Below are 14,015 nucleotides of genomic sequence, written 5' to 3' on the forward strand. Positions count from 1 at the left end.
TTTGGAAAATCAAATAATCACTATAAAGATCAAGCATATCCATTTAATTCCCTCCCTAAAATTAAGGGCGGAATTCTAATGCTTTTTAGTCAAACTACAAGTTTATGTGCGTAACATGAGTCTATAAGTCATACCGCTGACCTTTTGTTAGTTAGGCAAATTTGCTTGATATTTTTTCCAGAAAGCACTTAGCAGCTGGATTAAATTAATGGGATTATAAGGTTTGGCGATGACCTTATTAACTCCCAAAGCATTATAGAAAGTTAAATCAGATTGACTGAGCTGGGCAGTAAAAAAAATCACTGGAACCCCCTCCAAGAGAGAATTTTTCTTTAATTCGAGGAAGAGCGAAACACCATCAACTTTAGGCATACTTACATCTAATAAAATTAATTGCGGTTGAAAAGCGTCTACTTCAGCTAAAAAATCCTGACCATTGGCAAAGGTTTTAAGAGTAAAACCTCCCTTTTCTTCTAACGTTAGTTGCACTAAAAAACGAAGGTCTGCATCATCTTCAACATAGGCAATCTTATTTAATTCGTTCATAAAATTTTAGCCCTAATAAAGCCCCTTTAATTATGAATCTACAGATAAAATTAGCACAAACTTTTATTCTTTTTAAAGATCCATTAACCCTTCGCTATTTTTTCTTAATTTTGATAAGGGGGAGACGAAAATAAAAGGTGGTGCATTTGTTAACTACAGAGCGATAATTTAATACACCATGATGGTGTTCTATGATTGATTTGCTTATTGACAACCCTAATCCTGTACCGTCTTTTTTACGGGCAATCGAGGAATCAACTTGGAAAAATCGTTGAAAAATTTTTTGTTTGACATGCTCTGGAATACCCGGTCCATAATCAGTGATAGAAACTGATACCCATTTTTTATTTAATTTCATGCTTATATTGACCTTTGCCCCCATAGGAGAGAATTTGATGGCATTGGAAAATAAATTGGTTAAAACTTGAATTAAGCGGTCTGCATCAGCATAAACATAGGCATCAACTAAAGACGTGCAGACCAGATGAACACCATATTTTTTTGCAAATAATTTATTTAAGTGCACAGCCTCTTCTATTAAGGTTTTTACATTCAATTCCTCAAAATTAAACACCATATGACCATCTTGGATTTTTTCCATATCTAAGACATCGTTAATTAAACGGGTTAAACGTTCGCAATTTATATGGGCAATATTCAATAAATTTCTATTCTTTTCTGTATGGGCTAATTCACTTTCCCGTAATAAACTTAGAGACCCCCTAATTGAGGTCAACGGTGTTCTTAATTCATGACTAACCACTGAAATAAATTCATTTTTTAAATCTTCTATTTTTTTTCGCTCACTAAGATCGCGCGTTACCTTCCCAAAACCAATTAATTCGCCCCACTCATTATAGATAGCTGTTATCACTACATTAGCCCAAAATAATGAGCCATCTTTTTTTACCCGCCATCCCTCTTCTTCATAACGACCATTTTTCATCGCATGCTCTAACTCCTCTTGGGGATGATTTCTGTCCCTCGCCTCCTGGGTATAAAAAATAGAAAAATGTTTGCCAATTATCTCATGAGCTTTGTATTGCTTAATCGCTTGCGCCCCCTTATTCCACGTAAGGATATAGCCCCGGGTATCCAACATGAAAATGGCATAATCTTTAATATTTTCAACTAACAAGCGAAATGGCTTCTCAGCTAATTTAAATTGCTGAAAAACGTCTCGGTCTTCCTCTTTTGATGCTTGGCTTAAGCGTTCTTCAGTGGAAGAATCGCAAGTTAGGTTAATTAAATTGGATATGTCTTCTAATTTGACCAAAACAGTGTGCACTTGTGAATCAGCAAAAATAGGGTAAAAATTACATTGCCAATAGTGTTTTTGAGGACTATAAAAAGGCAAGCAACCTAATTCCAAGGCTATTGTTTTTGGCCTACCGTTTTTGAAAACCTGGTGAATCCCATCGCATACTTGAGTATAGAAATCATTAGGCTGCGAATTCCAAAGAAAAACGAGCGGTTTTCCTAAAATAGAATGGGTTAAAAAAGAAGGCGAATTAACCTCTTCTATTTCCCATTCTTTATCCACCACGAAATAAAGTTGTTGGCAAGATTTTATCCAAGAGTCTATTAAAAATACGGAATTTGATAAAGTCATAGTTCGTCCCTTACTCAGTGCGGTAATATCAAATATCCTTTGAATATTATATTTTTTCTTCCCTAAGCCTGAGGTTGTTGATGTAAACAGTTCCCTAGTTTTATCTTAAGAAATAAAAGAAGTTGATGCAAAAAGTGTTCTTATCAACATCGAATTCAAATGATGAAGACTTTTTTATAACTATTAGCCTAGACCTAATGAAGAGTAAGTGCAACCAAGGTTTTCTCTAAGGGGTAACAAACTACATCTCTCCCTGCGTTAGGCTTTTACCCCAGTTTGATAAAGACAAGAGATAACGAAATCAACAGATAAGTGAAGTACATAGCTAATATTTTTTATACAAGCGTTCACAAAGCCTTTTTATTTGCTGAGCTAAAAGTAATTTATCTGTTCCTGTTTCAAAACAAATAGTCTGTCGATGTAATAAGTGATGGCATTGTTGATAGGCTTTATAAAGTAGCCAATAATCATTTTTGCTTACCACCTTAAGTTTTAATAGTTGTTTTAGCTGGCTTAACGGATGGGTGTAGGAAGCCAAATGTTTTTCCCGAGTGTATAAAACCAAATATTGGATGAGAAACTCTAAATCGAGTAAGCCCCCGGGCAAGTGTTTGATGGGATCTCGAGCTTGATGTTGATCGATTTTTGCGCGCATCTCACGGACATCCTGACGAAGCACCCTCGGATCTCGCTCTAAGCTTAAGATTTGTTTTTTTAACAAGGAAAATTGCCGTTTTAATGCCACATCGCCATAAAGCACCCGTGCCTTCAGTAAAGCCTGATGCTCCCAAGTCCAGGCCTGATTTTTTTGATAGTCAATGAAGGCTTGCAAGCGACTCACCAGTAAGCCTGATGAGCCTGAAGGTCTAAGTCGAGTATCAACCGAAAACAATACTCCTGCTTGGGAACGAGTAGTAAGCATATGGACTATTTTTTGAGTTAAACGGATAACTAAGGACTCTTCGGAGGGCTCTGCTGTGTATAAAAAGACTAAATCTAAGTCCGAGGAATAGTTCATTTCTCGGCTACCTAATTTTCCATAGGCGATAATCGCGAAACGAGATTTTATGCATTTAATTCCAGGATAACGTTCTTCCAATTGCGTACTTGCAAGTTCAAATACCTGCTTTACAATAACTTCGGCTAAGTCTGCTAAAAATTTACCAATCCGAACTGAGCTGCTTAAATCATAGAGCTCAGAACGCGCCGCCATTAACCAATGAGTTAATTTAAATTGGCGTAATAGCTCCGCCTTACTCTCTACATCAATAAGATGTTTTAACTGCTCTCCTAATTTTTTTTCTAAATCTTGTCGGGAATTTGGACGCCAATATTCTTTGGGCTCCAATAAGACTTCCAGTAAAAAAGGATGGCTTGCCACTAAAGAACTAATAAAGGGGCTATGAGAAAACCAAAATAACAATTCTTGCAATGCTTGCATGTTTTCTGTTAACAAGGCTAAATAGGCGCTTCTGCCCACGATATTCTCGAGTAAATGAATTACTTGTAATAAAACGGTATCTGTATTTTTATACTGGTTTAGTTGAGTTAGTAATAACACCATAAAGCGATCAAGCCTTAATCGGGCCGCTTGGGACAATCGCCGGCATTTTGAACCGTGTCTAAAGTTATAAAGCATTTGATAACAATATTCAGCATTTACAAACCCTAAACTAGTTAATAAATTAATAGCCATGCCCTGCTCTACTTGGCCATGCCATAGGCTAGTTATTTGGTGAGCCAATAGACGCTGCGCATCCTCATAATCCTCTACTTTTCCTAAAATAGTCCGAAACGAATGACTTATAATTCTTTGGTATTGATGTAGTTTTGCCACTAAACTATCCCAACTCTCTTCCTTCATTGCCAAGCAAACCTGACTTTGCTTTAAGGCGTCCACAGGCAAAGAATGTATTTGTTGATCGTTTAAACTCTGCACAATATTTTCTAATTTTCTTAAGTATAAATAAGCTTGTCTTAAAACGTCACAGCGAGGCAATAATTGCTCTTTTTTTAAGGCAGCAAGTGCTACTAAGGCATTTTGACTGCGTAATTGAGGTAGGCGTCCACCCCGAATCAGTTGAATCGATTGAATAATAAACTCAACCTCTCTAATGCCCCCTTGTCCACGTTTCATATCATCTAAACGAGGATTTAATTGTACTTCGCGCTCTATCATCGCTTTCATACTACGCAAGGATTCAATAACGCTAAAATCTACATAACGACGATAGACAAAGGGAGTAATTAATTGCTCAAACCATAAGGATTTAGCCTCTAAAGACTCCTCAATTATTCGGGCTTTCACCATGGCATAACGTTCCCAATCACGTCCTTGTTCTTGATAATAAGTTTCCATTGCCGCAAGACTAAGAACTAAAGATCCACTGTCACCGTTAGGCCTTAAACGTAAATCCACCCGAAAGACGAACCCTTCTGCGGTAATAGTTTGCAAAATCTGCATAAACAGTTGAATGACTTTGACAAAATATTCTTGGTTACTAAGCGTCTCTGCTCCATCAGTATGCCCAGCTTTTGAAAAGGCAAAAATAAGGTCAACATCTGAAGAGTAATTCAGTTCTTGCCCCCCCAGTTTACCCATTGCTAAAGTATACAAAGAAACCAATTCACCTTGTTCATCACGCGGACTGCCATAACGTTCACTGAGTTTCTTTTGACAATAGTTTAAGCAGTGGAGAATAAGCGCATCGGCACAATGAGACCACGCTCGCATAGCTTGTTCTGTATCTATTAGGCCTGCATATTCAAGCAGTAATAATTGTAGTAAATAACGATGGCGATGTTGCCGTAACATCGAAGCGTACATGGTTTGGGTTTGTTCTAAATTGATTTGATTGATCTCAGAAAAGTAATCTTCTCTGCTTAATACTTGATTAAGCTTCCTATCCTCTAAAAGAGCGATTAATGTGGATACCTGTTTCCCAGCATAATCACTGACTAAAAGTAGTAAGGCAGCAGCTTCCTTTAAAGGGTGGGTTAAACTACCCGTGTATTTATCAATCAACCATTTTTTTGCCGATAAAAGCTCAGGGTTAATAAATTGTGGTGTTGTCATCGTAGATAGAAAATCCCTGTTAATAGCAACTAACTATTTTTATTAATTTTTTTGTTCTACTATACTTCTAATGATACTCTATTATTCTCTTAACTTAATTTTGCGAATCTCTATGGGCTGCTTAAATCGTATACAGGTTCTATTGTGGGCGCTTTTCGCTTTATATGCTGTTAGCTCATGGGCTCAACCAAACAACCAACCTTCACAATTTGTTACGCCCACAGGAACCGTAACCCTAATGCCCGGTCAAACAAACCCCACCTTAAAACCACTCATTATTGGGGTAGATAGTTTTGTCCCTCCATTCGTCATGCAGGGGGGTAATGGCGAATTATATGGTTATGACATTAGCATGATGAATTCTATCTGCAAAATTATCCAAAGAACATGTAAGTTTCAACCGATTAAATGGCTCGATTTATTACCAGCGGTCATGAATAATCAAGTAGATTTAGTGGTTAGCTCAATCACCATTACTCCAGAGCGAGCCAAACAAATGAACTTTAGCCTACCTTATGGCTTAAGTTATTCACGTTTCCTAACCAATAGTGACACCCCTGTAGCCAATCCATTCACCCTTTCATCCTTAGATGGAAAAAAAATTGGGGTCTATAAAGGGACTATTTATGAAGACCAAGCCTCTCATATTGGAGTAACAAACCCAATCATTAAAACCTATGTAGGGTATCAGGATGTGTTGAAAGCCTTAACCAATAAAGATGTAGATTATATTTTATTAGACAATCCTACCGCATTATATTGGGCAGCTAATTCCTCAGGGGCATTTAAAGTCATTGGCGAGCCTTATGTCTATGGTTTTGGTATCGGAATAGTAATTAGTGATCAAGATAAAGATCTGATACCTATCATTAATCAAGCGGTTATCCAATATCAAAATTCACCTGATTACAAGCAAAATTATCAACGTTTCCTTGAGACCTTTTAAAGCCTACAGAGTAGAAATGCTTTTATCCCCTGAGATAGAAAGAATCAAGAGCTGCAGCCCTTGTCTCGACCTACTTGTACTCAATACATTCTTAATGCAAAGTAGCATCTTGGGTGATACAGCGGCTTATAACTTGCCGTGTAACAAAATCGCCTTGCGTTGCCCCGTAGGTAGAAACAAAATGTTTAGCCAAAATAAGTACCCAACCGGATAAACGAAAATTCATTCTTTTTTCCATTTGGTCTACTACAATTTCAAATAAACCTAATGAAGTACTATCCCGCTCACTTGCATATTCTTCCATTATAACGCGAGCAGTTTGCAAATCTTTTTCTCTGGTCGGCCAGTTTTGACTCATAAATACTCCCCTAAAAAACATAATTAGGCTTCATTTTATCTACTAGCTGAGGTAATTTTTTTGAATTACAAGCATAGAAATAGACAAAAATTTTACCATAAAACCACGCTTCAGCTCAAGAGCAGCCATTAACTCCTCTCAAATGGTTTTAATCCTACCGCCATGATGCCTGCTAAGGCACATTGCTCATCATGCTCGGAACTATCGCCTGTAACCCCAATAGCCCCAATGAGCTCACCTTGCCCATTGGCAATTAATACACCGCCAGCTACAGGGATCAACCTTCCCTGAGCAGCATTCATCAAAGAAGTAATAAAAAGTGGCCTCTCTTCAGCCATTTTTTGAATGGTACGCGAATGTTCACCTAGACCTAGAGCACCCCATGCCTTACCTAGGGCAATGTCGGCCCGTAATAAACTAGCCCCATCTTGCTTTTGAAACGCTTTTAAATGTCCACCCACATCAAGAACAGCCGCCGTTAGCGGTTTAAATCGCTGCCGTTGTCCTTCCAAAAACACTGCAGCGATCATTTGATTTGCTTGTTCTAAAGTCAACATGAATGCTCCTTCATTTATAAAATGACCTCATAGTAATAGACTTAAACAATAAACTCTATGGAATGTTTTTTCTGAACAGCTTATTATAGTGCTAATTAAAATTTTGAATAAACACTCATGAATTACCTCATTTTACCTTCTCTATTGTCTGCTGATGTGACTCGTCTTGGGGATGAGGTAGACGCTGTTATCCAGGCAGGTGCCGATTACATTCATTTCGATGTGATGGATAATCATTATGTGCCCAATCTAACCTTTGGTCCTTTATTCTGCGAGGCTTTGGTTAAACGCAGGCCCACAATTCTAATCGATGTCCATTTAATGGTTCAACCCGTTGATGCCCTCATTGAGGCCTTTGCTCGAGCTGGAGCAAAACGAATATCTATTCATCCTGATGCCACCATACACTTAGACCGCAGTCTGCAATTAATTAAAGATTTAGGCTGCGAAGCTGGCTTAGCCTTAAACCCAGCCAGTTCTATTGACTCCTTAACCTGGTGTATTCATCATTTAAGTTTTGTCTTGGTAATGACCGTTAATCCAGGATTTGGTGGACAAAAATTAATACCATCAGTCATTAATAAAATTAAACACATTAAAACTCTTTATCCGCATTTAAATATTTGTATTGATGGAGGCGTTTCTATTGAAAATATTGCGCGTTTAGCTCAAGCAGGAGCAAGTCAGTTTGTAGCCGGTTCAGCGGTATTCAATAGTTCAGATTACCAAGACACTATTAGTAAAATGCGGGTGCAATTAGCACGTGTTCCGCAAGGCTAACCGATATCCTTATAACAGAGGTATTATGAAAAAGTTCATCATCTTAATGTGTGGGTTATTTTGGTCCATGGCTAGTTTTTCTTTATCTGGCCAAGCCTATATGGATCGCTTTAATACCTTCACCGCTTGGTACCAACAATTACCCTTAGTACCCTCCCCTGCCTTTTTAGAATTTGTTAAAGAAAGTAGCCCTTTGGCGAATAAATTACGTGATAAATGGCTTTACGAGTTAGCACGTACCAAAGACTGGCAACGCTATGTAGACTATTATCAACCCACATCCGATATTAATCTTGTTTGTTATAATCAAATTGCGCGCTATAATTTAGGCCATGAAGAGCAAGTTCTTAAAGATTCTGCCCCCATTTGGCTCATCGGTGAATCCCGTCCTCAAGCCTGTAATACCTTATTTGATCTTTTATTAAAAAACGATAAATTCGATCAAAACCTTATTACTCAACGAATTACGCTTGCCCTAGATAAACGCAATATAAGTCTTGCGCGTTATCTGTTAAAACATTATAAAATCCCTCATCCCAAAGAGGCCGATCAATTATCCGCCATCCATCAGCGGCCTATGCTTATTACCACCTTAGAGCCCAGTGAGTTTAATAGTAATTTATACCTCTATGGGTTAAAACGTTTGGTCTCGTTAAACATGGATCAAGCGCTAAAAATTTGGAACCTGCCCAAATCTAAGCTCATTATGAATGAAGCACATCAGCAAGCCTTTCTTGCCCATGTTGCCCTCTATAAAGCTATGCGCAATAGTGAAGACACCTTAAGTTGGTTTAATAAAATTAAACCTCAATATTACAATGATGTGCTCGTCGATTGGCAAATTCGTTTTGCCTTAAAATTAGGTCATTGGCAGCGTGTTGAACAATTAATTAATAATTCTAAAAATAAGGATCTACCGTGCTGGCAATATTGGCTGGCGCGCGCTTTAGAAGCCCAAGGAAAAAAAGAAGAAGCCCAAGCAATTTATGCCCCTCTTGCCAAAAGTCGGCAATATTATGGTTTCTTAGCGAGTTTACGTTTAAACCAAAAACCTAGTTTTGAAAATGAAGGAGTCACTACCGATTTAAATACCTTAAAACCCTATCAACCCATCATTGATCAAATTAAAGCCTTCCATGCAGCGAAACAAGATACACAAGCCTCTCGCTTATTAAATGATTTTATTAGTGAATTACCCAAGGAGGATGCCAGCGCTTTAGTATATTGGGTTGATTCCAGCTTACAATGGCACGGCAAGTCGGTTTATTTAAGCAATAATGAGAAATTAAATAACCAATTGAGTTTACGTTTTCCACTTGCCTATCAAAATGCGGTAAAAATGTATGCCAAACAGTATAATATACCACCTGAATTTGTTTATGCCATTATCCGACAAGAAAGTGGTTTTAGAGAGGATGTTGTCTCCTTTGCGGGGGCTCGTGGCTTGATGCAGGTCATGCCGCGTACAGCAAGTGTAGTCTCTAAAATGAGCAAGATCCCCTATTCAAATCAAGATCAACTCTTTCTTTCTCAAAAGAACATTAACATTGGTATCGCCTATTTACAGCAATTAACTAAACGTTTTAGTAATCATCCCGTTCTCGTTGCTGCAGCCTATAATGCTGGTCCCCGACAAGTAGTATATTGGTTAAAAAATCATCCGCCGAAAGAAATTGATTTATGGATTGAAACCTTACCTTGGCAAGAAACCCGTAATTATTTAAAAAATGTTATGGCTTTTGCGGTGGTCTATCAATATCGCTTGAATCAAAAACCTAATTTAACGCCATTTTTAACTCATTTATAAGCAAATATAAGCAAAGCAATAATGGGATGGTTTACCTGAATTAGTCGTCTAACTAAACAGAGCAGCCAGACGACTATTTTCTTGTCGCTACTATTAACCTTAATTAAATTATTTGAAAAAGGAGCCTATATTTAAATAAATTGATTAAAACAAGCAGCCATGAAAAAAAATACTTTTAATATAGGGACATCAGGGTGGAGTTATGCGGGATGGTTAGGAAATTTTTATCCGGAAAAAATAAAATCTACTCTTATTTTGCCTTATTATGCAAATCACTTAGATAGTGTCGAATTAAATAATAGCTTTTATCAAATACCCTCTACCAAAAATATAACCCGATGGAAAGACATCACTCCGGATAACTTTATCTTTTCTTGCAAAGCAAACCGCTACATTACCCATTTTAAAAAATTAGAGGATACCAGCGAAACCTTAGAACGATTACTTCATGCTTTTAGTCATTTTGAGGAGAAACTTGGCCCTATACTCTTCCAATTTCCCCCTTATTGGGCCAAAGACATTGAACGCTTGAAGCAATTTATCAAACAATTGCCGGAAAAATATTTATATACTTTCGAATTTAGGCATAAAAGTTGGTTTTGTGAAGAGCTCTATGAATTATTGCATCAATATTCAGCAGCACTCTGTTTTTATGATCATAAGTTGTTTCGTTCTCCCGAAGTCGTTACAGGTGATTTTATTTATATACGAATGCATGGGCCAAATGCCACAGCTTATCAAGGAGCCTATGAAGAATCGACCTTGGAAGAATATGCAAAAAAATTAGTTAATTGGCACAAGGATGGCAAAGCCATTTATTGTTATTTTGATAACGATGAAAAAGCTAATGCGCCTAAAGATGCCCAACGCTTGCGTGCTCTTTTATGCACCGCTTCGACTTAAGCCTTTTCAATCTTGTTCTCATCAAATCCAAAGCTTATACGGCATTAGCCCTAAATTTGCCCACAGCAGCAAAAAGTTGTCTATAATTAACTAAGAGTAGATTACCTAGTACTTGTATCTCTAACTGAGAAGTCAAGAAATCAAAATCGCACCAATACTGCGTCTTAATATAGTCCTTTACATTAGGAAAGATTAGCTAAGCAATTTTATCTTTCTCTAGTTTTTGTAATCTACACCATTTAACTCATGCCCTACTTCATAAAGTAAGGATAAAAGGGAGAACAATCATGGCCGATTTTAATGAAAACGCAAAACAGATTAAAGATAAAGCCAATGTTTTATACGATACTGCAAAAACCAAAGCTTCCAATGCGTATTATGAAACGAAACCCAGTGCAGAGGAATTAGCAGAACAAATTACCAACACAGCGTCTGATCTCTACGAAACTGGAAAAGATAAATTATATCAAGCAGAAGGCTATCTTGAAGGCTCTATCGATAATCTAGCGATGTCAATTCGTAGACAACCTCTAACCTCAGTCCTAATTGCCTCAGGTATAGGTTATTTATTTGCTAAGTTTTTTAAATAATTACAATAACTAGAAGTAGCACTAATCTACCCACGCTGAATTCGTTTTGGTCGCATAATGACACTTAAGCACCCAAATGAATTCAGTATTTTTTTATTTATTTGACAAAACCATAAACTATCCCCACTATAGAAGCGCTAAATTTTTATCCATCTGCAAAAAGAACTTTAATAACCAAAATTAAACCCCGATAGGAAAATTAAAAAATAAGAAATGATCTATGCGAGCCTTTAAGAAATAACAATTGTTATTTACGACAAAAAAGTACAACATAGAAAAGGGAAATGATTGGGCCAGTTTAGTATTTAAATTATTTAATCAACCAGTGTTATAAATTCATTTGGAGTTAAAAATACATGATTAAGGGACTAACTAATTATCACACTTCGTTTTTTATCTTACTCTTTGGTATGCAGCCCTTGTTTGCCGCGCCTCAGGGAGAGAATCAATTAAGGAGTACAGCTACTCAATCCACATCACTCAAATTTTTATCCGATGTGCAACCTATTTTAACAATTATAGCAGGCGCTTCCATTTCACATTTTGCGCAATCTCAATTACTCCAACCCATCGATCTTTGCAGGTACTATTATAACCCCAATCAATCGAATACGACTCACATGCTATGGGGTGGCTTTTTAGGATCGAAAATTAAAAGTTGCCCAATGGAACCCTAACTGCAGGATTGAGTTATTTTCACCCTACTTCGCTCAGAGCCCAAGGGATGTTAATCCAAGGAGCTGATTCTTTATCCTCCGATATGTATAATTACCGGTATAAAATACAAAGCCAACAATTATTAGCCGAAGGGAAATGGTATTGGACTAGGCAAAAATATTTTCAACCTTTTATAACCTTAGGGATAGGACTTGCTTTTAATAAAGTCTCTGACTATCAAACCAGTGTGCCTTCTTTTTATGCTTTTACTCCCTATTTCCCTTCTCATACCCAAACTAATTTTACTTATGCATTAAGTACTGGATTTGACCTGTCCTTAAATCAATCGGTTCGTCTGGGTATGGGTTATCGTTTCACTGATCTGGGTACTGTCCGTACAGGAGAGGCGCAAATCAATAACCTTCCTACTAACAGCACTTTGCGGCAATCAAATTTGTATGCAAATCAAATTTTTGCTCAAATAACTTTTATACCATCGATAAATTAAGGAACACAAGGATGAATAAAAAATTCAAATGGGTAATGCCATTTTTTCTTTTGGTATTAAGCGTCATAAGCCATGCTAATGTATTTAAAATTGTTCCTCAGACGCCCCTACCCACCTCAATTACTCCCGGTAGTAGCGTAAAAGCATATTATACAGTTACCAATACTACTGGACGGTTTCATAGCGGTAATTATGTAAAAGCCCTCCCACTTAATGTGTCGCAAGTAAAAAGTGATAGTAAAATTACCAACCTTTGTGGAGCGAGCTTTGCTCTAGCTTCGGGAGGAAATTGTACTTTAGAATTAAATATAACCGGAGCGGTGAATAGTAAAGATCCTAATCCTAATCATCACCTTTTTATTTGTTTAGGGGGATGTGTAACGTGCTGTGCAGGAACTAATTTTCCGCTAAATGTAACCGAAAACTCAAAATCGGTGCTTTTATCGATTGCTATTACTCCTACCTCAACCACTATAATTCCTGGGAGTACACAACAATATGCGGCGATAGGCAGCTATTCTAATGGAAAAACAGCCGATATAAGCTCCTCTGTTATTTGGTCCTCTTCCAATAATAATATTGCTACCATCGCGACGGGCGGTTTAGCTACAGGAGTAAGTACGGGGACAGTGAGCATCTCGGCAAGCTTAAAATCAATTACCAGTAATAAAGCAACTCTGAAGGTTGCGGTTATCCCTACTGTGAATGCTACCAACCCAACGAATGGTAGTTCAAATGTTCCTACTTCAACTAATATAGGTATTACTTTTAGTATACCAATGAAAACCAATACCTTGATTCCAGCTAATTTTCAATTGTATGATCAAAACACACTGACCTATATTACCTTGACTAATCCAATTTATAGCAACGCCAACAAGACAGTCACTTTTAGCACCAGCGCACCACTGACGGCTAACAACAGTTACCAAATCATCATTCCTACCCCTGCCAATATTACTAGCGCTCAAGGAGTAGCCTTACAAACTGGAGGGGTCATAAGTACCTTTACTACGCCACCCGTAGGCAATACTTGCGATCAGACATGGATCTTGAATGCTGGAAATAATTCAATTAGTAATTGTTCCTCAGACAGTATTAGTGGAGGACTAGCTTCATGTACAGGCAGTGGAGTCGCAGTGCAAGGTACGCCACTGAACAATCCCACCGCTATGATTTGGAGCGGATTGTTACTCTCCATAAGCAATGCGGGTGGAAGTAACCCCTTAGTCGTAATCGACACTACGGGCTCAAGCCAACCCCCTTTTACTGGAACAGCTATTTCAAATAGTAATGCAAGCAGTCCAACAGGACTGGCTGCTTTAAATGGTATGGGATGGCTTGCCAATAATAATGGGACCTTAACTTATTGTACTACTGCTCAAACTGGTACAGGTAGCAACTCGTGGAGTGGATGTAGTGTTTCTACCCCTTCTAATTACCCAGCAACAGCGGTTAGTATTAATGTTTTAAGAGCACAAAATGGTAATCCTAATCATGCTGGGGTACTGTATACGGTAAATACGACATCCAATTCGATTAGCTCCTGCCCTATTAATAACTCATGTTACGCACGGTCAATTTTAAGCTGCCATATTTTTAAGCTCCTGCCAAGCAATCTGGTTCGCTCTAAGAATCAATTTGTACTTAATAGCAAAGTGATTTAAATGAGTTT

Annotated in this window: 12 protein-coding genes; 7 read left to right on the forward strand and 5 right to left on the reverse strand. The window is 37.7% G+C overall.

Annotation, left to right across the window (positions count from 1 at the left end):
• Positions 1–147: 147 nt before the first annotated feature.
• The 3 genes from ELY15_RS09300 to glnE form a co-directional block, all read right to left on the reverse strand.
• Positions 148–546: a response regulator gene (locus ELY15_RS09300; protein ID WP_127099395.1), complete on the reverse strand. Its 399-nt coding sequence runs from the start codon at positions 544–546 to the stop codon at positions 148–150.
• A gap of 94 nt (positions 547–640) precedes the next feature.
• Complete coding sequence (locus ELY15_RS09305) at positions 641–2,158, reverse strand: PAS domain-containing sensor histidine kinase (RefSeq protein WP_127099396.1); 1,518 nt, start codon at positions 2,156–2,158, stop codon at positions 641–643.
• A 325-nt stretch (positions 2,159–2,483) separates the two neighbouring features.
• Complete coding sequence (glnE, locus tag ELY15_RS09310; RefSeq protein ID WP_127099397.1) at positions 2,484–5,234, reverse strand: bifunctional [glutamate--ammonia ligase]-adenylyl-L-tyrosine phosphorylase/[glutamate--ammonia-ligase] adenylyltransferase; 2,751 nt, start codon at positions 5,232–5,234, stop codon at positions 2,484–2,486.
• 112 nt (positions 5,235–5,346) lie between these two features.
• Here glnE and ELY15_RS09315 point away from each other — a divergent pair, with 112 nt between their 5' ends.
• Positions 5,347–6,180, forward strand: a complete 834-nt coding sequence (locus ELY15_RS09315; protein WP_233586598.1) for a transporter substrate-binding domain-containing protein — start codon at positions 5,347–5,349, stop codon at positions 6,178–6,180.
• A gap of 91 nt (positions 6,181–6,271) precedes the next feature.
• Here the strand turns inward: ELY15_RS09315 and ELY15_RS09320 are convergent, their stop codons facing one another.
• Both ELY15_RS09320 and ELY15_RS09325 read right to left on the reverse strand, forming a co-directional pair.
• Positions 6,272–6,538 (reverse strand): hypothetical protein, encoded by a 267-nt coding sequence (locus ELY15_RS09320; protein ID WP_127099398.1) that lies wholly within the window; start codon positions 6,536–6,538, stop codon positions 6,272–6,274.
• 128 nt (positions 6,539–6,666) lie between these two features.
• A complete protein-coding gene (locus tag ELY15_RS09325; protein WP_127099399.1) occupies positions 6,667–7,095 on the reverse strand; it encodes a heme-binding protein in 429 nt (142 codons plus the stop codon).
• Positions 7,096–7,212: 117 nt separating this feature from the next.
• On the opposite strand from ELY15_RS09325, the gene rpe reads away from it, so the two are divergent.
• From rpe to ELY15_RS09355, 6 genes are all read left to right on the forward strand, one after another.
• A complete protein-coding gene (gene rpe / locus ELY15_RS09330) occupies positions 7,213–7,875 on the forward strand; it encodes a ribulose-phosphate 3-epimerase (protein ID WP_127099400.1) in 663 nt (220 codons plus the stop codon).
• A gap of 25 nt (positions 7,876–7,900) precedes the next feature.
• The gene (locus ELY15_RS09335) at positions 7,901–9,682 is read left to right on the forward strand and encodes a transglycosylase SLT domain-containing protein (RefSeq protein ID WP_127099401.1); all 1,782 of its coding nucleotides are present in this window, start codon (positions 7,901–7,903) and stop codon (positions 9,680–9,682) included.
• A gap of 159 nt (positions 9,683–9,841) precedes the next feature.
• On the forward strand, positions 9,842–10,585 hold the full coding sequence (locus ELY15_RS09340) for a DUF72 domain-containing protein (RefSeq protein ID WP_127099402.1): 744 nt from the start codon (positions 9,842–9,844) through the stop codon (positions 10,583–10,585).
• A gap of 287 nt (positions 10,586–10,872) precedes the next feature.
• Positions 10,873–11,175, forward strand: coding sequence for a hypothetical protein (locus tag ELY15_RS09345; RefSeq protein WP_127099403.1), 303 nt, complete (start codon positions 10,873–10,875; stop codon positions 11,173–11,175).
• Between the two features lie 685 nt (positions 11,176–11,860).
• A complete protein-coding gene (locus ELY15_RS09350; protein WP_127099404.1) occupies positions 11,861–12,340 on the forward strand; it encodes an outer membrane protein in 480 nt (159 codons plus the stop codon).
• 11 nt (positions 12,341–12,351) lie between these two features.
• Complete coding sequence (locus tag ELY15_RS09355; RefSeq protein ID WP_127099405.1) at positions 12,352–14,007, forward strand: Ig-like domain-containing protein; 1,656 nt, start codon at positions 12,352–12,354, stop codon at positions 14,005–14,007.
• Positions 14,008–14,015: the final 8 nt, after the last annotated feature.

Origin of the sequence: Legionella sp. km772, assembly GCF_003989735.1 — a bacterium.
Classification (GTDB): Bacteria; Pseudomonadota; Gammaproteobacteria; order Legionellales; family Legionellaceae; genus Legionella.